Origin of the sequence: Baekduia sp. (assembly GCF_035685985.1) — a bacterium.
Taxonomy (GTDB): domain Bacteria; phylum Actinomycetota; class Thermoleophilia; order Solirubrobacterales; family Solirubrobacteraceae; genus Baekduia.
The window spans coordinates 1-21,007 of the sequence record NZ_DASRZV010000016.1 but is presented as its reverse complement, the minus strand read 5'-3'; the positions used below and the strand labels follow the sequence as shown (position 1 = coordinate 21,007).

The window sequence follows — 21,007 nt, the reverse complement described above, 5'->3', positions numbered from 1 at the left end:
GACGCGGACCCGGGAGTCCTACCCCTTTGCCGTCGACACGCGCAGCGGTCCCTGCCGTCGCGCACACCAACACCTACCCGACGACGCGGGCCAGGTCGCGTTCGTGTGACCGCGATCACACGACGCGGGGTTTGCGCGCAGACGCCTCAGCCGCCGGGCAGCGCGTCGATCGTCGCGGCCAGGTCGAAGTCGGCCTGCGTCAGGCCGCCCGCGCTGTGGTTGGTGACCGTCAGCCGGACCTTGTTCCAGCCGTGGACGAGGATGTCCGGGTGGTGGTTGGCGGCCTCGGCCGCGTCGGCGACCGCGTCGACCCACCGCATCGCGGCAGCGAAGTCCTCCAACTCGCGATCGCGGACGATGGCGTCGCCGTCGCGCCGCCAGCCCTCCAGCGGCGCCAGCCGCTCGTCGATCTCGGAATCCGTGAGCAGGTCTGCCATATCCTCGTCTCCGATGCGGATCGTGAGCCTGGTCCCCCACGCTACCGAGTTGCTGTACGCCCTGGGCCTGGGCGACCAGGTCGTGGGCGTCACCCACGAGTGCGACTACCCGCCCGCGGCACAGGAGCTGCCGAAGATCACGCGCGACGCGCTGCCCGCGGGCCTGAGCGCGCGCGAGATCGACGAGGCGGTGCGCGAGCGCACGGCCAAGGGCGAGGCGATCTACGCGCTGGACGAGGACATGCTCGCCGACCTGGAGCCCGACCTGATCGTCACCCAGGAGCTGTGCCCGGTCTGCGCGGTCTCCTACGACGAGGTCAAGGAGGTCGCGGCCAAGCTCGACCCGTGCCCGCAGGTCATCGCGCTGGACCCCAAGACGTTCGGCGAGACGATGGGCGACATCCGCACGATCGCCCAGGCGACCCACACGCGCGACGCCGCGCTGGAGCTCGTCTCGCGCCAGCGCTCGCGCGTCGACCGGGTCAAGATCGCGGTCAAGGGCGTCCGGCGCCGGAGCGTCGTCGCGATCGAGTGGTTCGACCCGGTGTTCATCGCCGGGCACTGGACGCCGCAGCTGATCGAGCTGGCCGGCGGCACCGACCTGCTCGGCTTCGCCGGCGAGCACTCCGAGCAGCTGCCGTGGGAGGCGATCGAGGCCGCCAAGCCCGAGGTCGTGCTGTGCATCCCCTGCGGCTACGACGGGCCGCGCGCGCTGGCCGAGGCCGAGCAGCATACCGGCCACCTGCGCGCGATCGGCGCCCAGGAGGTCATCGCCCTGGACGCCGCCGCCTACTTCTCGCGCCCCGGCCCGCGGCTGGTCGACGGGCTGGAGACGCTCGCCCACGCGCTGCACCCCGACCGCGTCCCGGAGGCGCCGGGCCGGGTGCACCGCGTGATGTTGTAGCGCTACAGCTTGTAGTTGTGGAGGTTGCCGGAGACGGCGATCGAGCCGATCACGGCGCCCACGATCAGCAGCGCGCAGAGCGCGTAGCCGGCCCACGGCGCGCGGCGCTTGTCGGACTCCGAGAACGCCCAGGCGGTGATGACGCCGGTGATCAGGCCGCCGATGTGCGCGCCGACCGCGATGTTGAACGACGGGATGAAGCCGATCACCAGGTTGATCAGGATGAGCCCGCCGATCCCCCCGCGCAGCGGGTCGAAGCCGCGGCGCCACTGCTCGTAGGCGACGTAGCCCATCAGGCCGAAGACCGCGCCCGAGGCGCCGACGATGACCGCCGTGCTCGTCTGCACCAACGCGCCGAACGACCCGACCAGCAGCGCCGTGAAGTACACGGTGGCGAAGCGCCGCGAGCCGATCGCCGGCTCCAGCTGGCGGCCGAGCAGGTACAGCAGGTACATGTTGAACCCGATGTGCAGCAGGCCGGCGTGCAGGAAGCCGCTGGTCACCAGCCGCCAGTAGTCGTGGCCGAAGTGGATCGTGGTGATCCCCTGCAGCGCGAAGTGCTCGTAGATCCAGCCGGTCCCGGTGGACTCCAGGCCGATCCCGCCGCCCTCGGCCAGGAAGAGGACCACGCAGACCACGATGATCGCCATCGTCACCACGGGGTTCTCGGACGCCGCGCGGATGTGCGCGGCGTTGCGGACCTTCGTCTTCTGCTTGGCGCACTCGGGGCAGCGCATGCCGACGGGCGTCGGCGTCATGCAGTCGGGGCAGATCGGACGCCCGCAGTTGGAGCAGGAGACCCCGGTCTCGCGGTTGGGATGGCGGTAGCAGGTGGCCATTTGGGCGCCGCACGCTAGCAGCGCCGGGTTGCGCGTCCCTAAGCGACGGCTACGCGAGCTTCGCGCCCGCGACGGGGCTGCTCGTCGGCTGGGGACTGCCGCCCGGCGGCTCGGCGGTCACCAGGACCTGGTCGGCGCCGTCCAGCGGCTCCGGGATCTCCACGCGCGCGCGCCCGTCCGCGGGGACGGTGAACAGCGCGCGGGTCGCGCGCGGCTGGGCCGTCCCGGTCACCAGCCATACCTGGTAGACGTGGCCCTCGGGCGCCTGCGGCATCCCGAGCAGCTCGAGCCGGCCGTGGTCGTCGTCGACGTGCAGCGCCACGCTCGCGCCGTCGGGGCCGAAGCCCGTGAACGTCCGCTCCGCCTCTCCCCCACCGACCAGGACCACGGTGGCGACCCCGATCGCCACCACGACCGCGACCAGCACCCCGACCGGGACCGGGCGCAGCCAGGCCGGACGGCCCTGACGGCGGCCGCGGCGATGGCGGTGCCCCGGCGAGCGGTCGGCCCCGGCGCCGCCGACGGCGCCGGCGTCCGCGCCCGCCCCGCTCGCCGCGCCCAGCAGCGCGGCCTCGGACTCCACCACCGCCATGATCCGGTCCTTCAGCGCCGGCGGCGGCAGCTCCTGGGGCGCGGCCATCGGCAGCACGTCGGCGACCGGCTGCAGCGCGGCGACCTCGGCCCGGCAGCCCTCGCAGCGCTCCAGGTGCGCGGCGAACGCGCGCGTGTCGGCGTCGTCCAGCGCGCCGAGCACCCACGGTCCCGCGTCGTCGCGGTGCGGGCAGCCGCTCACGCCGGCGCCTCCATGACGTCGCCGAGGTGGCCGCGGAGCTTCTCGAGCCCGAGGCGGATGCGTCCTTTCACCGTGCCGACGGGGGTGTGCAGCATGCTGGCGATCTCCGAGTGGGAGAAGCCTCCGAAGTAAGCAAGCTCGATGACCTTACTCTGCTCGGCCGGGAGCGCGGCGAGCGCGTCGCGGATCTCGGCGGCCTCCTGGCGCCGTGCGGCCGCGACGTCGGTGCGGTCCGGCGCCTCGAAGCGGTCCTCCAGGCCCTCGTCCGACGCGCGCCGCTCGTCGTGGCGCAGGTTGCGCCGCAGCACGTCGATCGCGCGGTGGTGGACGACGCCCAGCACCCACGTCCGGACCGAGCCGCGCGTGTGGTCGTAGCGCGCGCCCGCCCGCCAGATCGACAGGAACGCCTCCTGGACGACGTCCTCGGCCGGGCCGCGCCGTCCGGTCATCCGGTAGGCCAGCGAGAACGCCGCGGTCGCGTGGCGCTCGTAGATCAGCTCGAACGCGCGCGGGTCGCCCCGGCTCACGAGCTGCATCAGGTCCTCGTCGGCGAGGAGGCGGCGGTCGACGTCTGCCACGGCATCCGCTCCTACGCGACGGGCGGCCGTCCCGGATCACCGTCGACGCGCCAGGCGCGCCGATCAGCGGTCGAGGATGCGGCGCGTCTCGTCGGCGACCGCGTGCAGCGTGCGCTCGGCCAGGTCGATCGGACCCGACGACTTGGCGGCGCGCTTGCGGTGCTGCTGGCGGACGCGCAGGACGACGAGCGCGGCGCCCGCGGTCGTGCCGATCGCGGCGGCCGCGACCGGGCGCACCCAGTTGCGCGGGTCGCGCATCGCCGACAGCTCCCAGGACTCCAGCTCGTCGTGGGCCAGCTCGGTCAGCTCGGTCAGCGTCGACTCCAGGCGCAGCGTGAGGTCCGCCGGCGGGTCGACCGGCGTCAGCGCCCGCTTGACCAGGTGCTCGAACTCGCCGAAGGACGACGTGTCGCTGCTCATCGGTCCGTCACCTCCCTCCAATTTGGCCCGCCCGCCCCACGATCTCCTCCAGCTGCTTGATCGCTCGATGCAACAACACCTTGGTGGCGCCGTCGGTGCGGCCCATGGCCCGCGCGATCTCGCGGTTGTCCATGCCCAACGCGAAGCGCATGATCAGCGCCTCGCGGCGGTCGTCCGGCAGCTCCTTGACCCCTTCCAGGATTCGCGCCAGCTCGTCGCGTCCCTCCACGAGGTCCTCGGTCGTGTGCATCGCGCTCAGCGTCTCGGAGTCCTCGATCGGCGTCTGCGGCTTGCGCGAGCGGTCCCGGTAGAGGTTCGCGGCGAGGTTGTGCGCGATCCGGATCAGCCACGGCCGCATCGGCCGCCCGTCGGACTCCGCCTGCGCCCGCTCGAAGTGCCGGTAGGCCTGCAGGAACGTCTGCTCCGTCAGGTCCTCCGCGTCGTGATGGTTGCCCACCCGGTAGTAGGCATAGGAGTAGACGTCCTTCAGGTGCGCCCGGTAGAGCTCCGCGAAGTCCGCATCCAGCTTGGCCTTGTCGGAGTCGGGCACGCACCGCAGCCTATTCCCTCGATCACGCGGCGCGGACGAAGCGCTTGGAGCGCTTGGCGGGCGGGGCGGTGATCGTGGCGGCCCAGTCGGTCGCGTCGACGCGACCCTCGACGACCGCGGCGAGCCCGGCGACGGCGGGCGCGTCGACGCCGGCGTCGCTCAGCGCGTGCGCCAGCAGCGGCAGCGCGTCCAGCGACTCGGGCGTCTGGCCGATCGCGGTCTCGATCTCGGTGACGGGCGTGCCGGCGGCCAGCAGCTCGCCGGCGCGGCGGTTGCGCGAGCCGGCGGCCAGGACCGTCGCGACGAGGTCGCCGGCGCCGGCCAGGCCGGCGAACGTGTCGGGGTGCGCGCCGCGGCGGCGGGCGTAGGCGTCGACCTCGGCGAAGACGCGGCCGGCGGCGGCGCCGACGGCGTTGGGGCCGGCGGGCGCGGCGGCCGCGGCGGCCAGCGCGGCGGCGTTCTTGGCGGCGCCGGCCAGCTCGACGCCGACAGTGTCGGAGGACCGCTCGGCGTACAGCGCGGCCTTGGCCAGCAGGTCGGCGAGCTGGCGGCTGAAGCCGCGGTCGGTGGAGGCGACGACCAGCGCGGCGCCGTGGTCGAGCGCGTCGGCCGCGTGGGCGGGACCGCCGAGCGACGCCAGCGCCCGCGCGCTCGTGCGCTCCGCGACGTAGGTGCTGGGCAGCGCGCCGTGCGGCGCGACCAGGCCCTTGGAGGCGACCAGGACGCCGGCGCGCGCCGGGATCGAGGCGCCGTGGGCGGCCATCGCCTCGGGCAGGGCGCGCGCGGGGACGGCGAGGACGACGAGGTCGTGGCGGCCCAGCTCGAGGTCGGCGCAGGGCACGACGTTGATGGCGTCGGCCAGGACCTCGCCGGGCAGGTAGCGCTCGTTGACGCGCGTGCGGTTGAGGTCGTCGGCCTGGGTGAGCGTGCGGGTGCCGAGATCGACCTCGACGCCCGCGCGGGCCAGCGCGACGGCCAGGCCGGTGCCCCACGAGCCGGCGCCGACGACCGCGGCGCGGCGAATCGGCGGGAGCCCGCCCAACCACTCCCACTGGAGCATCACGCAGGGCCAGATGCGCTCGGTGACGGCGGCGGCGAGCTGGGGCGACGGCTCGACGACGTGCGGGAACCGCAGCGGCGCGCCCGCGCGGATCGACACCTTGTGCGGGCGGATGCGCCAGCCCTTGCGGATGTCCTCGGTGCCGATGACCGCGACCGGGACGACCGGCGCGCCGGTCTCCAGCGCGAGGCGGCCGACGCCGCGCTTGGGCGTGCCGAGCGTGCCGGGGCGGGTGCGCGTGCCCTCGGGGAAGATCAGGACGGCGTCGCCGCGCTCCAGGATCTCGCGCGCGGTGGCCATCGCGTCCTCGTCGGCGTTGCCGCGGTCGATCGGGAACGCGCCGAGGCTGTTGAGGAACCACGCCGTGAGCTTGTGGGCGAACAGCTCCTTCTTGGCGACGTAGTAGAGCGGCCGCCGCGACATGCACGCGATGACGAACGGGTCCAAGAACGAGCGGTGGTTGGCCGCGAAGATCACCGGCCCCTCGGCGGGGATGTGCTCCCGGCCGATCCGCTGCATCCGGAAGTAGATGTGGAAGAACGGCTGGAACAGGGCCCGGACGATCCAGTAGACGAACGGGTTGACGCCCTTGTTGCGCGCGCGGGCCAGGTGGCGGTTGCTCTCCATCGGTAGATGGCGTACACCTGCGGGTTGTCGGTGGTTACAGTGCGGGCATGGCCATCGACCGCGCCCGCACCGCCCGTGGAGCCCTCGCCGGAGCCGTGGCCGCCGGCGTCTGGGTCGCGCAGCAGCCGCTGGACCAGAAGGTCTTCGGCGTCCGCTACGACGACACCGAGCTGCTCGGCAAGGCCGTCACGCGCCGCGACCCCGCCTGGCGCGTGGTCGGGACGGCGATGCACCTGGCCAACGGCGCCGTGTTCGGCGCGGTCTACGCGAACGTCGCGCGCCGGGCGCCGCTGCCGTCGTGGCTGCGCGGTCCGGCGGCCGGCCTCGGCGAGCACGTCGCCGCGTGGCCGCTGGTGGTCGTCACCGACCGCGTCCACCCCGCGCGCGACGAGCTGCCGACGCTCGGCACCTCCGCCGCCGCCTTCGCCCAGGCGACCTGGCGCCACCTGCTCTTCGGCTTCGTCCTCGGCGAGCTGGAGCGTCGCCTGAACGCCGAGGAGGACGAGGAGCTGCCCTCCTACGAGCACGTCGTCTCCACCAACGGCCACGGCAACATCGACCACGCCATCACCGGCGCGGCCTAGACTCCGGCGCAGCGTCCTTGCCGGGGTAGCTCAGCTGGTAGAGCAACTGATTTGTAATCAGTAGGCCGCGGGTTCGAATCCCGTCCTCGGCTCTGCCTGCGTGCACGCGGACGCGTCGGCCGCCCAACGCGCGACGCCCGGCGCGGAGGCCGGGCGTCACGTACAACAAGAGGTCTGGAGCGGAGCGGCTAGAGCCGGTCGCGCCAGGTGACCGCGGCGCTGGCCACCTGGGCCAGGGCCTCTTCCAACTTGAAGCGGTTGTCGGTCTTGCGGGCCATGGCCAGTGCCTTGAGCGCGTCGGCGACCAGCGCCGGGCCGGCCGGGCCGTCGGAGCGCAGGGCCTCCAACTCGGCGGTCGTCAGCTTGCGCGGCGCGCCGGTCGCGGCGACCGCGACCTCCGCGTACTCGCGCTCGGCCCGGGCGGCGCGCGCCTCGGCCTTGGCGGCGACCTCCTCGGCGGCGGCCGCGCGGGCCAGCGCCTCGTCCAGGACCGCCTGCTCCGGCGGGGCCTCGACGACCGTCTCGACGCGCACGGCGGTCGCGCGGGCCTCGGCCAGCGCGGTCTCGGCGGCCTCGGCGCGCACGATCGCGGCCTCGGCCGCGGCCTGCGCCTCGGCCAGCTCGGCGCCGACGCCGCGCTTGGCGGCGCGCGTGTCGTTGATCGTCGCCTCGGCGCGCTCCAGGCGCGACGCGAGCTTGGCGGCGGTGCGGCGCGCCTCGGCGGCGTCCATCTTCGCCTCGGCCAGCTCGGCCTTCAGCGTGACGGCACGTCCCTCGGCGGCCTCGCGCGCACGGGTGACCCGCGCCAGCGCGGCGGCGTCGGTGACGCGCTCGCGGACGATCTTGGTCTTCACCTTCGGCGCCGCGGCGGCGCGCGCACGCGCGCGCTCCAGCTGCGTCGCCAGGCGCTCGGCGCGCGTCTCGGCGTCGACCGCGCGCGCCAGGGCGGCGTCGATCGCCACGCGGGCGTCGTGCTCCAGGCGCGCGGTCGCGCGAGCGCTCAGGTCGACCTCGGTGCGACGGCGCGGGCCGCGCTTGGCGGGCTCGAAGCCGGCCGCGCGGATCGCGCGCTCCAGCGAGCCGTCGAAGCAGCGACGGGCGGCGTTGGCCGACGGGTAGGCGGAGCCGCAGATCGGGCAGCCGGCGCGGTAGCGGTCGATCCGCCACACCTGGCCGGTGATCTTCGCCTGCCCGGGGTTGAGGTCCGCGAGACGCGGGACCTCGCCGTGGGCCTCGACGAAGTGCTGGATCTCGCGGATGACGGACTCGGGCGTCCACTGCGGGGTCTTGCCCCGGCGTGGGGCCCCCGCGAGTTGAGCGGGGGCCATGTGAAGCAGGCCCCCTTAGCGAAGACGCCGAGCGTCGCTCGGCTCGATCAGCCGCGCGCCGGAGGGCGGCGCGGCGGGTCCGGAGCAGCGTCCGGACGCAGTGGGGTTCAAGTAGGGGTGCTTCATGTGCTCCCCCACCGTATCGACACGGACGCCGCGATCCAACAGACGAGCGTCAGATCTCACACTTCTTCATCGCCGAACGGCATGTTGGGCCCGCTCGGTGGCCGTTCGGGCGACGCATCCAGCCAGGTGGTCGTTGACCAGGCCGCACGCCTGCATGGCCGCGTAGGCCGTCGTCGGGCCGACGAACCGGAAGCCGTGCTTCTTAAGGGTCTTGGCCAGCGCCGTGGACTCCGGCGTGACCGCCGGCACGTCGCCCCACGCCGCCGGCGCCGAACGGCCGTCGTCGGGACGGTGCGCCCAGACGACCTCCTCCAGCGACGTCCCCGCCTCGCGCAGCTCGAGCACCGCGCGAGCGTTGGCGATCGTCGCCTCGACCTTCAGCCGGTTGCGGACGATCCCGACGTCGGACAGCAGCCGCGCCACGTCGTCGCCGCCGAACCGCGCGACGCGCTCCGGGTCGAACCCGGCGAACGCCGCGCGGAAGTTGTCGCGCTTGCGCAGGATCGTGATCCACGCCAGCCCCGACTGGAACGCCTCCAGCGAGATCCGCTCGTACAGCCCGCGCTCGTCGAGCACGGGCCGTCCCCATTCGTGATCGTGGTACTCGCGGTAGAGCGGGTCGTCCGCCCCGAAGCACCGCAGCTCGTCGTCCGCCATCGCGGACGCAGCCTACTCAGGGCTTCTTCTTCACCGTGATCGTCATCTTCATCTCCTCCTCGTGGAAGGTGCAGATGATCTTGTAGGTGCCGGGCTTGGTCAGCTTGCGCTTGAAGTCGTCGCCGGCCGCCAGCGGATCGGAGTGGAACTTCTTGACGCCCTTGGGCGCCGACTTCAGCGAGACGTCGTGCACGTCCTCGACGTCATCGCCCCAGGTCCAGTCGACGCTGTCGCCGACGTGGACGGTGAGCTTCGACGGCGCGTAGTAGTTGTCGTGGACGCCGACCTTGCGGGTCTTGCCCTTCGTGGTCTTCGTGGCACCGGAGGCCAGGGTGGCCGGGGCCACGGCGAACGCCGTGGCCCCCACCAGCATCAGGGTCGCCTTGCGGCCGATCACGGGGCCTTCGTCCCCGTGTAGTCGCTGTAGTGGAACAGCGGCACGATCCCGTTCTGCGCCGGGTGGTCGTGCTGCACGAGGAACTGCTCGTGCGTGCCGTCCAGGGCCCAGTTGACCAGCTCACCCTGCGCGCTGCCGTCGAAGGCGTTGGCGCCGGTGAACGGGCAGGTCGCGAACGTCGACCCGTCGGCCGGGACCGTCACCGCGACGCCGGTGTTGCCGGCGATGCAGTTGTCGGAGCCGTTGCCGTCGTAGACCAGGTCGCGCCCGTTGGTGTCCGTGCCGTTGAGGCCGAACTGGTTGTTGGTGATCTGGTTGCCGATCAGGTCCGAGACGTCCGGCATCTTCGGCGCCAGGATCAGCTGCTGGATCATGCCCGCGCCCGCCAGCCAGTTGCCGTAGATGCGGTTGTTGTCGATGCGGTTGTGGCGGCCGCCGAACAGCAGCGCGCCGACGCCGACCGGATAGGGCGTCGAGTCCGCCGCCGCCTTGCCCACCTTGAAGGGCGCGCCCGCGTAGTAGTTGAAGTTGTTCCAGAAGATGTCGTTGTCCGTGATGATGTTGTCCTCCTCCGGCGGGTACTTCTCGGAGGACAGCGTGTTCGGGACGACACCCGTTCCGTTGTTGTAGAACTTCGACTTGGTGATCGTGACGTACCGCATGTTCGTCCCGGACCATCCGAGGACGTTGCCGTACGACGTGATGTTCTTGACGATCGAGCGCTTCGGCTTGGCCTGCGGCGGCGTCTGGCCGATGTAGAAGCCCGAGTCGCTGTTCCACGCCGCCTGGGAGTCGGTGATCGTGCCGCCGACCGAGTTGAAGGCGTAGATGCCGTAGACGCCCACGCGGTAGGCGCGGAGGTTGGTGAAGGTGTAGTCCTTCGTGTTCAGCGCGAAGAAGCCGTTGGCGCTGTAGTGCTGGGCCGTGAGGCCGTTGACCGTCACGTTGACCGTGCCCAGGATCTGGACGCCGTTGGCCTTCTTGAGGCCCTTGCCCTCCAGGACGACCTTGCTCGGGTCCTTCGGGTTGCCGACCAGCTTGATGTAGCGCTTGGAGGCGCCGCTGATCTTCACGGCCTCCTTGTAGGTGCCGTTGGCGACCTTGACCGTGTCACCCGGCTTGGCCTTGTTGACCGCCGACTGGATGGTCGGGAAGCACGACTTCTTCTTGCCCTTGCAGACCTTCAGGGTCTTGAACGGCCCCTTCGGCTTGGCGGCGTTGCTGCCCTGCGGGAAGGACGGCGCCGGGTAATCGACCGCCCCGGCGACCGGGGCGAGCGCCAGCGCCGCGGCCACGGAGGTGGCGGCGGCGAGAGCGATGGACCTGCGATGCGACACGTGAGTGCTCCTCCTACTCGACGAGATACCAGCCCGCCATCCCCGCGTCCTGATGCGAGAAGACGTGGCAGTGGTAGAGCCACCGGCCGGGGTTGTCCTCGACGAAGTGCACCGTCGTGGTCTCATTCGGACCGACGGACGGGGTGTCGACGAACGCGCCGGCGCTGTCCTTCCAACGGTGGCCATGGATGTGGAAGTCGTGGAAGTTGTTGTCCATCCCGAACACGTGCAGCGCGACCTCCTGGCCGACGCGCGCGCGGACGATCGGGGTGTTGCCCGCGTAGGCGCGGCCGTTGATGCACTGGTAGGAGCGCTTCAGGCCGGTGACGGGCGGCTGCAGCTGGTGCAGGAACAGCGACTGCTCGACGGCGGGGACCAGCGCGCCCTTCTCGCGGACGACCAAGGACCCGAACATGCCCCGGAACGTGTTGAGCGTGTGGTTGGGGCCGTGGTCGTGGTAGGGCCAGGCGCCCACCGACTCCGGGACGCACTCCCAGGTGTAGGTGAACTCCTCGCCGGGCTCGATGAAGCCGCCCGCGCGCGTGTACTGGCCGAGGTAGACCCCGTCGTACTCCGGGTTGTACTTCACGCCGTGCGGGTGCATCGTCACGGCCTGGTCGAGCTTCTTGAAGGCGTTGCGGAAGTGCACGACGATGACGTCGCCGACCTCGGCGTGCAGCGTCGGGCCGGGGATCGCCGCCGGGCCCAGCGCCGCGGCGAAGCCCTCGGTCATCTGCTGGTAGACGGTCGCGGTGAACGTCGAGGTCCCGGGGATCTTCACGTCGTGCCAGTCGTCGCGCTTGGACGGCACGATCGTCCACTTGGTCTCGACGGCCTGGATCCAGTACTCGACCCTGTTTCCGCCCGGCTGCGGCGACGGCGTGACGTAGGTCTGCTGCTCGGTCGGCTCGACCTTGGCGCCGGTGCCGGCCGCGGGCTTGGTCGCCGCGGCGCGGCCGACGAGGCTCGGCGGGCGCGCGACCTTCGCGGCGGCGGCGTCGGCCTTGGCGGCGTCGCCGCGCTTGGCGACCGAGACGGTCTCGCCGCCGATCGTGCAGAGGAAGGCGCCCGCGGCGCCGACCTGCAGGAAGCGACGGCGGCTGCTGGTGGGGTCGAACGGCTCGAGAGGGTCCGGCATGCTCAGGCGATCAGTCTGCCGGGGGAACGGGACAGGACGCGCTGGCAGCGCTCTCCCCCGGCGAGGCGGCGATCTTACACACGTCTTGGACAGTTGTCCAAGACATTTGAACGACAGTGAGATACCGTGCGCGGAGATGGCCACGCCGCCGCCCACCACCGCGCCGACGCGCGGGCGTCGCGACCGTCGCGGCGAGCTGCGCCGCGCCGAGCTGCTGGACGCCGCGATCCGCCTCATCGGCGAGCACGGCCTGGACGCGGTGACCCACCGCGCGGTGGCCGCCGAGGCCGGGGTCCCCGCGGCGTCGACGTCCTACTACTTCCGCTCCAAGGACGAGCTGATCGACGAGGCGCTGCGGACGCTGGCCGAGCGCGAGATCGAGCGTCTGCGCGAGCGCCGCGCCGCGCTGGGCGCGGCGGGCGCCGCCGACCTGGAGGCGACGACCACCGCGCTGTCGGTGTGGATCGAGGAGCAGGTGGCGCCCGAGGGGCGCGTCGCGATGCTCGCCCAGTACCAGCTGCAGCTGGAGGCCGCGCGCCGGCCCGAGGCCCGGGAGATCCTCGAGGCCTGGAAGGAGGGCACCGACGACCTCGCCGAGACCGCGATGCGCGCGCTCGGCGCCCGCGACGTCGAGACCGCCGGGATCCTGCTCGTCTGCGCGATCGACGGGCTGCGGCTGCGGCTCATGGCCTCCGGCCACGCGCCGCTGGCGGGCGCGGAGCTGCGCGCGGTCGTCCGCGCGCTGCTGGCCGGGCTGATCGCGGTCTAGCTGGAGGTCTCGGCTAGAGCGCCGTCCAGGCGCCCTCGCGGCGCCCGAGGATGACGGTGGTCGCGTCGCCGTCGGGATGCTCGGCGCGAAAGACGGCCTGGTCGGAGTCGGTGCCGGGCTTGTCGACGACCTGGATCAGGTGCAGGGCGACGACCTCGCGCGGGGCGACGGCGGCGCGGGCGGCGCTCTCCATCGTCGCCCGCTCCCAGCCCTTGTCCTGCGCGCGCGCCGTGGCGAGCTCCTTGTTCGCGGCGGCGATCCGCTCCCGAAGGTTGTCGGCCAGCTCGGCGTGGCGGCGGCTCGCGGCGACGTAGCCGCCGACGAAGAGCAGCAGCAGGACGACGAGCACCACGATGACGACGATGCCGATGGTCGAGACGGCGAGGATCATGGGTTCGTCCTACAGCATCACGTTGCGCGCGGTGAGATGCGTGCCGACCTTGCGCTTGACCCGCTGCAGGGCGTTGTCCACCGTCTTGGTGTCGCAGCCGAGGCGCTCGCCGACCTGCTCGTAGCTGTAGCCGTCGAGGTAGAGGCTCAGCACGCGCGACTCGAGCTCGCTCAGCGCGGTCGAGAGGCAGGAGACCAGCGACTGCAGCTCCTCGGAGGAGATGACCTGGTTGACCGGGTCGTGGACCGGCGAGCCCGGGATGACCTCGTCGAGCGTCGGCTCGCCGTCCTGCGCGGAGGCGGGCGTGGCCGAGAACGAGACGTACTGGTTCAGCGGCGTGTGCTTGTTGCGCGTCGCGGTCTTGACCGCGGTGATGATCTGGCGCGTGATGCACAGCTCGGCGAAGTTGCGAAACGAGCTCTCGCGGTCGGTCCGGTAGTCGCGGACCGCCTTGTAGAGGCCGACGAGGCCCTCCTGGATGAGGTCGTCCGCGTCGCCGCCGGCGAGGAAGTACGACGAGGCCTTCAGCCGGACGAAGCCGTAGTAGCGGCGCACGATGCGGTCGTACGCGATGGGGTCACCCTGCTTGGCCAGCGCGATGAGATAGCCATCGTCGACCTGGACCTGTCCTTGAGGGTTGAAGGAGAGACGTGCCACGAGCGAATCCTTTCTGCACGAATGCAGGGGCTTTTGCTCAGTGGCGCACTCCTCCCCTGGCGCCATCTGAAATCTGTTCACGGCCGACCGTTCGGTCCTCAACCTCAGGTCGACCCTTATGTGGGGCGGCACACTTCCACAGTTATGGAGCGCCGTCAAGGCTTTGCAGGGATTCTTGCGGCGCATCCGAGCGAAGTTGTAGGGGTTCGAGCCCGCGCGGCGAACGCGGGGCGCGCGTTCGCGGGCTGGAACGCCGGGCGACAGCCGGGCCGTGGGCCGGGCGGTGGCGGGCCCGGAGGGCCGTGGGCGGTGGGCGATGGGCCGTGGGTCGGCCTACTCGCCGTGCGCCTGCGAGCGCGCGTCGAGCACGCCGTAGAGCAGGACCGCCGCCGCGGCGGAGACGTTGAGCGAGTCCACGCGGCCGCGCATCGGCAGCGAGACGATGTCGTCGCACATCGCGCGGACGCGGGGCCGCAGGCCGGTGCCCTCGGCGCCCATGACCAGGACGACGCCGCCGGTGTAGTCGGGCCGGCGGTAGGGCGTGCCCTTGGCGGCGGCGCCGTAGACCCAGCACCCGGCCTCCTTGGCCTCGGCGAGGTAGTCGGCGACGTTGCGCACGCGCGCGATCTTCAGGTGCTCGACCGCGCCGGCCGACGCCTTCGCCGCCACGGCGGTGACCTCGGCGGAGCGATGGCGCGGGATCACGATGCCCGACGCGCCGGCGGCCTCGGCCGAGCGGGCGATCGCGCCGAGGTTGCGCGGGTCCTGGACCTCGTCGAGCGCGACGATCAACGGCGCGGGGCCGGTCAGCAGCTCGGCCGGGTCGGCGTACGGGTACGGCCCGACATCGGCGACCAGGCCCTGATGGGTGTCGGTCCCGGCGCGCTGGGTCAGCCAGTCGGCGTCGGCGGGCTCCAGCATGACGCCGTCCAGCCACGGCTCCTTGGCCGCGCCCGACGTCGCCCAGATCCGCTTGACCTCGCGCCGCCCGGAGCGCAGCGCCTCGAAGATCGGGTTGCGGCCGTAGAGGACGTCGAGCGGCTCCTTGCGCTCGCGCGGCAGCTTGACCTCCGCGCCCGCGCCCACGCCGCGCGTGGGCCGCCGCCCGGCCCGGCGCTCCTTGGACGGCCGGTCGCGGTCGCGGCGCGGACCGCCCCCGCCCCCGCTGCCGCGCGACGAGCCGCCGCCCTTCGAGCCGCCGCCGCCCCTGGAGGGCCCGCCCGGCGTCACGGGCGCACCAGCTCGGCGCCGTCGGGTCCGTCGCGCACGACCCAGCCGGCGGCGGACAGCGCGTCGCGCAGCCGGTCGGCCTCGGCCCAGTCCTTGGCCTCGCGCGCGGCGTTGCGCGCCGCGAGCAGCGCGACCGCCGCGTCGTCCGGGCCGTCGCCGTCGTCCTCTCCCCCGCGCGCCAGCGCGGCCAGGCCGAAGATGTCCAGCATCTCGACGAGCTGGTCGCGCCCGGCGCCCTCGCGCCGGTTGGCCTCGCTGACCCACGCCGCCAGCGCGGCGACCGCGCGCGGCGTGTTGAAGTCGTCGCGCAGGGCCTCGAAGAACTCGTCGCGGATCGGCGCCATGTCGTCGGGCGACGGGCCGTCGACCAGCCGCCGCCCCGCCTCGCGGACGCGCCGGACGAACCCCTGCGCGTCGCGCAGCGTGTCGGGCGCGAAGACGAGCGGCTGGCGGTAGTGGCCGCGCGCGAAGAACATCAAGATGGTCTCCGCGCCCCACTCGTCGATGACGTCGGGCAGCAGCGAGATGTTGCCGACCGACTTGGACATCTTCTCGCCGCGCATCTCCAGCATGCCGTTGTGCATCCAGATCTGCGCGAGCTCGGCGCCGCGCCCCAAGCGCGTCTGCGCGGCCTCGTTCTCGTGGTGCGGGAACACGAGGTCCGACCCGCCGCCGTGGATCTCGAAGCCGACGCCCAGCAGCTCCTCGGCCATCGCCGAGCACTCGATGTGCCAGCCCGGGCGACCGCGACCCCACGGCGCGTCCCACGCGGTGTCCTCGCCCTCCTTCTGCGCCTTCCAGAGCGCGAAGTCCAGCGGATCCTCCTTCAACGCGGGGCGGGTGGGATCCGGGTCCCCCTCGCCCTGGTCGAGGTCGTCGAGGTGGCGGTGCGACAGCGAGCCGTACTCGGCGTCCTTGCGCACCCGGAAGTAGACGTCGCCGTCGACCGCGTAGGCGGCCTCGCGGTCCAGCAGCGCTTCGATCAGCGCGACGATGCCGTCGATCGTCTCCGACGCCAGCGGCTCGTGGTCGGGCCGGCCGAGCCCGAGCGCGTCCGTGTCGGCCACGTAGTGGGCGGTCATCTCGCGCGCGAGGTCCTCCGAGGGGATCCCGCGCGCGCGGGCCGCGTCGTAGATCTTGTCGTTGACGTCCGTCACGTTGGCTACAAACGTGGCGTCATAGCCTTCGTGGACGAGGAAGCGCTTCAGCCAGGAGAACACGACGAACGGTCGCGCGTTGCCGATGTGGATGCGGTTGTAGACCGTCGGCCCGCAGGCGTAGATCCCGACCTTCGCGCCGGGTTCGCGCGCGACGAGCGGTCGCTGTTGGCCGCTGCGGGTGTCGTGGATCCGGATGTCTGGCACCTCGCGGAGCCTACCCAGGCGGTGGGTCCGTGCTCTTGCTGACACAGGTTTGAAGCGGGCATGGCATGGAATGGACACATGGCTGATCCACTTCGTGACACCTCGGCCCGTAATGTGCCGCCACCCCGCATGCCGCCTTCGACCCTGCAAGACCACGCGCTGAGCCTCGTCGAGGAGGGCTTCCGCACGCTGCCCGCGCGGTACCTGGGCGGCCCGGAGGGGTTCGACGTCACCTACCACGTGCGCCTCGGCGACATCGGCCACACGTTCGAGGTGCGCTGCACGGAGCAGGCCGCGCGGGTCCGCAAGGGCATCAGCCAACGGCCCGCGGACGTCGTCATCGGCACCGACGCGCAGACGTGGCTGCGGCTGCGCGCGGGCGAGTTGAGCGCCGTCCGGGCCTTCCGCGAGCGGACGCTCTACGCGCGGGGCGCGCTCGACGACGCGGTCCGCTTCGAGGGCCTCTTCCGGCTGCCCGACGGCCGCCATCCGCTGATGCGGGTGCACGACGTGGACGTCGACGGCGTGAGCGTCTCGACGCTGACGCTCGCCGGCGATGGCCCGGACGTGCTGCTGATCCACGGCCTCGGCGCCGCCAAGTCCTCGTTCTTCGACTGCGCGGCGCTGCTGGCCGAGGCCGGATACCGCGTCCACGCGCTGGACCTGCCCGGCTTCGGCGGGTCGTCGAAGCCCGCGACCGCGCCCTACAGCGCGACGTGGTTCGCCGAGAAGGTCTGCGGCGTCATGGACGCGCTGGAGATCGAGTCCGCGCACCTGGTCGGCAACTCGATGGGCGGGCGCGTCGCGCTGGAGATCGGCCTGCGGCAGCCCGAGCGCGTGCGGTCGATCGCGGCGCTGTGCCCGGCCGTCGCCTTCATCAAGCGGGACTTCCACCCGCTGGTACGCCTGCTGCGCCCCGAGCTGGGGTTGCTGCCGCACAGGTTCCGCCGCGGGATCGTGGAGCGCCAGCTGTGGTCGCTGTTCCGCGATCCGGACGCGCTGGATCCCTCGGTGGGCGACGTCGTCGTGGACGAGTTCCAGCGCATCATGGGCAACGCGGGCGCCCGGGTCGCGTTCTACAAGTCGGCGCGCAACATCTACCTGGACAAGCCCTTCGGGGGCGGCGGGTTCTACCCGCGCCTGGCCGCCCTGCGGCCGCCGGCGCTGTTCGTCTGGGGCACGCACGACAAGCTGATCCCGGCGGGCTTCCGCCGGCACGTCGAGGAGTGGCTGCCCGACGCCGAGCAGCTGGTGCTCGAGGGCTGCGGCCACGTGCCGCAGGTCGAGCGCGCCGAGCAGACGGCCGGGCTGCTGCGCCGGCTGTTCGCCCGCGCGGACGGCGCGGGCGCGGGCGCCGCCGGGCGGCGGTTCGCGCGGCGGGCGGCGTAGGCGCGAGCGCCTCGGCCCGCATCCCCGCGCCTACGCCCCGCGATGGCGGACGCGTTCCACCCGGACGCCCGCTTCCGCCCCTGTCCTCCCCGGCCGACGTCGGCGTCTCCTCCCCGCGCCACGGGTAGGGTTCAGCCAAGACCATCGAATGGCCGCCGCCTCGCACACCACCGTGAACGGCCACGGCGCGCCCCCGCAGGGGTGGGATGATGTCCCGCGCCCGGGCGAAGCCGACGATGAGGGCACCGCGAGCGGCCCGTTCGGCTTCGGTTCCTCGCTCCTGACCCGCGCGGCGAAGGCCGTCGCCTCCCAGGTCCAGCGCCGGGTTCCCCGCGCCGATCTCGACGAGCGCGATCCGGACTACATCCGGGAGACGCTCCCGCGCCTGTGGTTGCTTTCCAGCCTGTACTTTCGTGGCGAGGTCCGGGGCCTGGGGAACATCCCCGACGAGGGCCCGGTCCTGCTCGTCGGCAACCACTCCGGCGGCAACATGACGCCGGACACGACGGTCTTCAGCCTCGCGTTCCACGCCTACTTCGGCGTCGAGCGCCGGTTTCACCAGCTGGCCCACAACCTGGTGCTCAACTGGCCCGGGCTCGGGTTCCTGCGCCGGTACGGGACCGTCGCTGCGTCGCCGGAGAACGCCAAGGCCGCGCTGGACGCCGGCGCCGCGGTGCTCGTCTACCCGGGCGGCGACCGTGAGGTTCACCGGCCATCGTGGCAGGCCAACACGATCGACTTCGGCGACCGCACCGGCTACGTCCGGCTCGCGGTCGAGGCCGGCGTCCCGATCGTCCCGGTCGTCGCCATCGGCGGCCAGGAGACCGCGCTCTTCCTGACCCAGGGCGAGACGCTCGCCAAGCTCCTGCGCCTCGACAAGGCCCTGCGCCTGAAGGTCCTGCCGATCTCCCTCGCGGTCCCGTGGGGCCTCAACGTCGGCGACGTCCTCGGCCACGTCCCGCTGCCGTCCAAGATCGTCGTCGAGGTGCTGCCCCCGATCGACCCCCGCGAGGAGTTCGGGGACGACCCCGACGTCGACGAGGTCCACGAGCACGTCACCCGCCTCATGCAGGACACGCTCGACGCGCTGGCCTCCGAGCGCCGGCTCCCGGTGATCGGCTGACCGATGCGCGTCGGCGCCGCCATCGACGTCACCGCGCCGCCGGACGCGATCTGGGCGTTCGTCGACGACCCGTCGCGCTACCTGCACTTCATGGCGGGCATCACGCGCTGGGAGGTCGTCTCCGACGACGCGTCCGGCCTCGGCGCGCGGTACCGGATGCTCATGCACGTCGGCTCGGCCGAGATCGGCGGGCTGGTGGAGGTCGTCGAGCACACGCCCGGCCGCGACCTGGCGTGGACGAGCGTCGTCGGCATCGACCAACGGGGTCGCTGGCGGCTGCGCGAGACCCGCCGCGACGGCGTCACGCGCGTCGAGCTGCGCCTGTCCTACGGCGTCGCCGGCTCGGGCCCGTTCGGCTGGATCGCCGAGCGCGTCGCCGCGCCGACGGTCCGCGGCCACCTGCGCCGCTCGCTGCAGCAGCTCAAGCGCCAGGTCGAGCACGAGCAGCTGCGCAGCGCCGCGGCGGCCCGCCGCGCGGCGCGCGTCGCGTAGTTTCCAGAGTTCATACTCTGCATGGTTCCGCCATGCCACCCGGGTCCGCGCTCGACATCCTGGTCGTCGACGACGACGACGCCCTGCGCTCCATGCTCACGCGCTCCTTCGAGCGCGAGGGCCATCGCATCACGGCCGTCCCCGACGGCCACGGCGCGCTGGAGGAGGTCGGCCGCGGCCAGTTCGACGTGATCCTGCTCGACGTCGCGCTCGGGCCCGGCCCGACCGGCTACGACGTCGCCCGCGCGCTGCGCGCCCGCCGCAACGTCACGCCGCTGATCATGCTGACCGCGCTGGACTCCGAGGCCGACGCGGTCCAGGGCCTGGAGGCCGGCGCCGACGACTACGTCACCAAGCCCTTCGGACTGGCCGAGCTGCGCTCGCGCATCCGCGCCGTGCTGCGCCGCGCGCACGGCAACCTCCTCGACGACGGCCTGCTGGAGATCGGCGGCGTCGTCCTGGACCAGCGCCAGCGCGAGGTCTCGGTCGACGGCAGGCCGGTCCGCCTCACCTTCGCGGAGTTCGAGTTGTTGCAGTGCTTGATGGCCAAGCCCGGGCGCCTGCAGAACCGCCAGGAGCTGCTGCGCGCGATCTGGGGCGACAGCGCCTACCGCGACCCGCGCGCGATCGACGTTCACATCCGCCACCTGCGCGAGAAGCTCGAGCCAGAGCCGGACAAGCCCCGTTACATCCTCACCGTGCGCGGCGCGGGCTACCGGCTGCGGGGACGCTGAGGGAACGGTCGCGGATGTCGATCCCGAGCCTCGCACGGCGCGCACGCGGCGCGATCGGGCTGCGGGGCCGGATCGTCGCGGTCGTGCTGATCACGACCGTCGCGACGCTCGCGATCGCCGCGGTGCTGCTGCTCGGGCCGCTCGAGCACAGCCTTCGCAACGCCGACGAGGCCGCCCTCAACAAGGCGCTGCCGGCACAGATGATCGGCGGGCTCAAGCAGCTGCCGCTCGGCTACATCATCGGATCCGTCCCCCGGCACGACGCCGCATCCTCGACGGGCACCCGCACGCCCCCCGCGCGCGCGTCGGGCACCGGCGCGAAACGGGCCGGGGGACGCGCCGGCAGGCCCCAGCCGCCGACCTGGTCGCAGGTCCGACGCGAGCTGTTCAAGAAGCTGCAGGACATCGGAACCCGCGTCGGCGGCAGCGCGGTCGTGCTCGCCGCGCCCGGTCTCGACGGGAGGGGCAGCCAGCCGTTGCCGATCGCCCCTCGGCCCGGTGCCGGTCCCAGCGGCAGCCCGCTGTCGGGCGATGACTACTCCGACGTCGCCCAGGCGTTCATCAACGGGCACAGGATCCACAGCTCCGCGTCGATCGACGGCACCGAGTACGCGCGCGTGGCGATTCCGTTCTTCAACCGCAACAACCCCAACCAGCGCTCGGTCCGCTACGTGCTGGCGGTCCGCAAGTCGATCGGCGAGATCCCGGAGGCCGTGCGCGTGATCAGCCGCGCGTTCCTCGAGGCGGCGGCCGCGGGTCTGGTGTTGACGCTGTTGCTGGGCGTCGGCCTCTCCGGCCGCCTGGTGGCGCGCTTGCGCGCGCTGCGACGCGCCGCGATCGAGGTCGAGAGCGGCGGCGCGGAGGTCGTGCCGGTCGACCGCACCCGCGACGAGGTCGGGGATCTCGCCCGCTCGCTGGCGGCGATGCAGGAGCGCCTGCGCCGCCAGGAGGAGGCACGGCGCGCGTTCGTCGCGACGGCGTCGCACGAGCTGCGCACGCCGCTGACATCGCTCGACGGGATGCTCGAGCTGCTCCAGGACGACCTGCGCTACGACGATCCCGACGTCGCCGACGCGCGCGAGC

The 21,007-nt window shown here is 72.7% G+C and carries 24 protein-coding genes and 1 tRNA gene; 9 read left to right on the top strand and 16 right to left on the bottom strand.

The genetic code is table 11. The features are described 5' to 3' along the window. Positions 1–146: 146 nt before the first annotated feature. Positions 147–437 (bottom strand): 4a-hydroxytetrahydrobiopterin dehydratase, encoded by a 291-nt coding sequence (locus VFG42_RS08780; protein WP_324907392.1) that lies wholly within the window; start codon positions 435–437, stop codon positions 147–149. A gap of 13 nt (positions 438–450) precedes the next feature. Here VFG42_RS08780 and VFG42_RS08775 point away from each other — a divergent pair, with 13 nt between their 5' ends. Beyond that, positions 451–1,341 (top strand): cobalamin-binding protein, encoded by an 891-nt coding sequence (locus VFG42_RS08775; protein ID WP_324907390.1) that lies wholly within the window; start codon positions 451–453, stop codon positions 1,339–1,341. A 2-nt stretch (positions 1,342–1,343) separates the two neighbouring features. Here the strand turns inward: VFG42_RS08775 and VFG42_RS08770 are convergent, their stop codons facing one another. The 6 genes from VFG42_RS08770 to VFG42_RS08745 form a co-directional block, all read right to left on the bottom strand. Further along, positions 1,344–2,180 (bottom strand): rhomboid family intramembrane serine protease, encoded by an 837-nt coding sequence (locus VFG42_RS08770; RefSeq protein ID WP_324907388.1) that lies wholly within the window; start codon positions 2,178–2,180, stop codon positions 1,344–1,346. A gap of 49 nt (positions 2,181–2,229) precedes the next feature. Further along, positions 2,230–2,973 carry an anti-sigma factor domain-containing protein gene (locus VFG42_RS08765; protein ID WP_324907386.1) on the bottom strand — a complete coding sequence of 248 codons (744 nt, stop codon included), beginning with the start codon at positions 2,971–2,973 and terminating at the stop codon, positions 2,230–2,232. Further along, complete coding sequence (locus VFG42_RS08760; RefSeq protein ID WP_324907384.1) at positions 2,970–3,551, bottom strand: RNA polymerase sigma factor; 582 nt, start codon at positions 3,549–3,551, stop codon at positions 2,970–2,972. The genes VFG42_RS08765 and VFG42_RS08760 overlap by 4 nt, the downstream gene beginning before the upstream one ends. A gap of 63 nt (positions 3,552–3,614) precedes the next feature. Beyond that, positions 3,615–3,971 carry a hypothetical protein gene (locus VFG42_RS08755; protein ID WP_324907382.1) on the bottom strand — a complete coding sequence of 119 codons (357 nt, stop codon included), beginning with the start codon at positions 3,969–3,971 and terminating at the stop codon, positions 3,615–3,617. A gap of 7 nt (positions 3,972–3,978) precedes the next feature. Then, a complete protein-coding gene (locus VFG42_RS08750; protein WP_324907380.1) occupies positions 3,979–4,521 on the bottom strand; it encodes an RNA polymerase sigma factor in 543 nt (180 codons plus the stop codon). A gap of 22 nt (positions 4,522–4,543) precedes the next feature. Then, positions 4,544–6,208: a 1-acylglycerol-3-phosphate O-acyltransferase gene (locus tag VFG42_RS08745; RefSeq protein ID WP_324907378.1), complete on the bottom strand. Its 1,665-nt coding sequence runs from the start codon at positions 6,206–6,208 to the stop codon at positions 4,544–4,546. Between the two features lie 47 nt (positions 6,209–6,255). Here VFG42_RS08745 and VFG42_RS08740 point away from each other — a divergent pair, with 47 nt between their 5' ends. Together VFG42_RS08740 and VFG42_RS08735 are read left to right on the top strand one after the other, a co-directional pair. Beyond that, complete coding sequence (locus VFG42_RS08740) at positions 6,256–6,792, top strand: hypothetical protein (RefSeq protein WP_324907376.1); 537 nt, start codon at positions 6,256–6,258, stop codon at positions 6,790–6,792. Between the two features lie 19 nt (positions 6,793–6,811). Next, positions 6,812–6,884 (top strand) — tRNA-Thr (locus tag VFG42_RS08735). A 96-nt stretch (positions 6,885–6,980) separates the two neighbouring features. On the opposite strand, the gene VFG42_RS08730 is transcribed toward VFG42_RS08735, so the two are convergent. The 5 genes from VFG42_RS08730 to VFG42_RS08710 all read right to left on the bottom strand — a co-directional run bounded on the left by VFG42_RS08730 (position 6,981) and on the right by VFG42_RS08710 (position 11,775). Further along, on the bottom strand, positions 6,981–8,120 hold the full coding sequence (locus tag VFG42_RS08730) for a hypothetical protein (protein ID WP_324907374.1): 1,140 nt from the start codon (positions 8,118–8,120) through the stop codon (positions 6,981–6,983). A gap of 192 nt (positions 8,121–8,312) precedes the next feature. Then, the gene (locus tag VFG42_RS08725; RefSeq protein WP_324907372.1) at positions 8,313–8,903 is read right to left on the bottom strand and encodes a DNA-3-methyladenine glycosylase I; all 591 of its coding nucleotides are present in this window, start codon (positions 8,901–8,903) and stop codon (positions 8,313–8,315) included. 16 nt (positions 8,904–8,919) lie between these two features. Next, complete coding sequence (locus VFG42_RS08720) at positions 8,920–9,300, bottom strand: cupredoxin domain-containing protein (RefSeq protein WP_324907369.1); 381 nt, start codon at positions 9,298–9,300, stop codon at positions 8,920–8,922. Further along, entirely contained in the window at positions 9,297–10,637 is a 1,341-nt protein-coding gene (locus tag VFG42_RS08715) for a right-handed parallel beta-helix repeat-containing protein (protein ID WP_324907367.1), read from the bottom strand. The genes VFG42_RS08720 and VFG42_RS08715 overlap by 4 nt, the downstream gene beginning before the upstream one ends. Before the next feature lie 13 nt (positions 10,638–10,650). Beyond that, positions 10,651–11,775: a multicopper oxidase domain-containing protein gene (locus tag VFG42_RS08710; RefSeq protein ID WP_324907365.1), complete on the bottom strand. Its 1,125-nt coding sequence runs from the start codon at positions 11,773–11,775 to the stop codon at positions 10,651–10,653. A 136-nt stretch (positions 11,776–11,911) separates the two neighbouring features. Here VFG42_RS08710 and VFG42_RS08705 point away from each other — a divergent pair, with 136 nt between their 5' ends. Next, a complete protein-coding gene (locus VFG42_RS08705) occupies positions 11,912–12,544 on the top strand; it encodes a TetR/AcrR family transcriptional regulator (RefSeq protein ID WP_324907363.1) in 633 nt (210 codons plus the stop codon). Between the two features lie 13 nt (positions 12,545–12,557). Here the strand turns inward: VFG42_RS08705 and VFG42_RS08700 are convergent, their stop codons facing one another. The 4 genes from VFG42_RS08700 to cysS form a co-directional block, all read right to left on the bottom strand. Continuing rightward, positions 12,558–12,935: a hypothetical protein gene (locus VFG42_RS08700; RefSeq protein ID WP_324907361.1), complete on the bottom strand. Its 378-nt coding sequence runs from the start codon at positions 12,933–12,935 to the stop codon at positions 12,558–12,560. 9 nt (positions 12,936–12,944) lie between these two features. Beyond that, positions 12,945–13,592: an RNA polymerase sporulation sigma factor SigH gene (gene sigH, locus VFG42_RS08695; RefSeq protein ID WP_324907359.1), complete on the bottom strand. Its 648-nt coding sequence runs from the start codon at positions 13,590–13,592 to the stop codon at positions 12,945–12,947. Between the two features lie 333 nt (positions 13,593–13,925). Further along, entirely contained in the window at positions 13,926–14,822 is an 897-nt protein-coding gene (gene rlmB, locus VFG42_RS08690) for a 23S rRNA (guanosine(2251)-2'-O)-methyltransferase RlmB (protein WP_324907357.1), read from the bottom strand. Next, positions 14,819–16,186 (bottom strand): cysteine--tRNA ligase, encoded by a 1,368-nt coding sequence (gene cysS, locus VFG42_RS08685; RefSeq protein WP_324907355.1) that lies wholly within the window; start codon positions 16,184–16,186, stop codon positions 14,819–14,821. The genes rlmB and cysS overlap by 4 nt, the downstream gene beginning before the upstream one ends. Before the next feature lie 129 nt (positions 16,187–16,315). On the opposite strand from cysS, the gene VFG42_RS08680 reads away from it, so the two are divergent. The 5 genes from VFG42_RS08680 to VFG42_RS08660 all read left to right on the top strand — a co-directional run. Then, a complete protein-coding gene (locus tag VFG42_RS08680) occupies positions 16,316–17,575 on the top strand; it encodes an alpha/beta fold hydrolase (protein ID WP_324907353.1) in 1,260 nt (419 codons plus the stop codon). 148 nt (positions 17,576–17,723) lie between these two features. Beyond that, positions 17,724–18,698 (top strand): lysophospholipid acyltransferase family protein, encoded by a 975-nt coding sequence (locus VFG42_RS08675; protein WP_324907351.1) that lies wholly within the window; start codon positions 17,724–17,726, stop codon positions 18,696–18,698. Between the two features lie 3 nt (positions 18,699–18,701). Beyond that, positions 18,702–19,190 (top strand): SRPBCC family protein, encoded by a 489-nt coding sequence (locus VFG42_RS08670; protein ID WP_324907349.1) that lies wholly within the window; start codon positions 18,702–18,704, stop codon positions 19,188–19,190. A 32-nt stretch (positions 19,191–19,222) separates the two neighbouring features. Then, positions 19,223–19,924: a response regulator transcription factor gene (locus VFG42_RS08665; protein ID WP_324907347.1), complete on the top strand. Its 702-nt coding sequence runs from the start codon at positions 19,223–19,225 to the stop codon at positions 19,922–19,924. Between the two features lie 14 nt (positions 19,925–19,938). After that, positions 19,939–21,007 (top strand): histidine kinase dimerization/phospho-acceptor domain-containing protein (locus VFG42_RS08660; RefSeq protein WP_324907345.1); only part of this gene is annotated, 1,069 nt, incomplete at its 3' end.

Bases quoted from the DNA above. Each gene is read 5' to 3' on its own strand.
- VFG42_RS08700 (WP_324907361.1), bottom strand. From the start codon at position 12,935: ATGATCCTCGCCGTCTCGACCATCGGCATCGTCGTCATCGTGGTGCTC.
- VFG42_RS08755 (WP_324907382.1), bottom strand. From the start codon at position 3,971: ATGAGCAGCGACACGTCGTCCTTCGGCGAGTTCGAGCACCTGGTCAAG.
- VFG42_RS08730 (WP_324907374.1), bottom strand. From the start codon at position 8,120: ATGGCCCCCGCTCAACTCGCGGGGGCCCCACGCCGGGGCAAGACCCCG.
- VFG42_RS08725 (WP_324907372.1), bottom strand. From the start codon at position 8,903: ATGGCGGACGACGAGCTGCGGTGCTTCGGGGCGGACGACCCGCTCTAC.
- VFG42_RS08680 (WP_324907353.1), top strand. From the start codon at position 16,316: ATGCCGCCTTCGACCCTGCAAGACCACGCGCTGAGCCTCGTCGAGGAG.
- VFG42_RS08670 (WP_324907349.1), top strand. From the start codon at position 18,702: ATGCGCGTCGGCGCCGCCATCGACGTCACCGCGCCGCCGGACGCGATC.
- VFG42_RS08770 (WP_324907388.1), bottom strand. From the start codon at position 2,180: ATGGCCACCTGCTACCGCCATCCCAACCGCGAGACCGGGGTCTCCTGC.
- VFG42_RS08710 (WP_324907365.1), bottom strand. From the start codon at position 11,775: ATGCCGGACCCTCTCGAGCCGTTCGACCCCACCAGCAGCCGCCGTCGC.
- VFG42_RS08780 (WP_324907392.1), bottom strand. From the start codon at position 437: ATGGCAGACCTGCTCACGGATTCCGAGATCGACGAGCGGCTGGCGCCG.
- VFG42_RS08705 (WP_324907363.1), top strand. From the start codon at position 11,912: ATGGCCACGCCGCCGCCCACCACCGCGCCGACGCGCGGGCGTCGCGAC.
- VFG42_RS08665 (WP_324907347.1), top strand. From the start codon at position 19,223: ATGCCACCCGGGTCCGCGCTCGACATCCTGGTCGTCGACGACGACGAC.
- VFG42_RS08740 (WP_324907376.1), top strand. From the start codon at position 6,256: ATGGCCATCGACCGCGCCCGCACCGCCCGTGGAGCCCTCGCCGGAGCC.
- VFG42_RS08775 (WP_324907390.1), top strand. From the start codon at position 451: ATGCGGATCGTGAGCCTGGTCCCCCACGCTACCGAGTTGCTGTACGCC.
- VFG42_RS08675 (WP_324907351.1), top strand. From the start codon at position 17,724: ATGGCCGCCGCCTCGCACACCACCGTGAACGGCCACGGCGCGCCCCCG.
- VFG42_RS08745 (WP_324907378.1), bottom strand. From the start codon at position 6,208: ATGGAGAGCAACCGCCACCTGGCCCGCGCGCGCAACAAGGGCGTCAAC.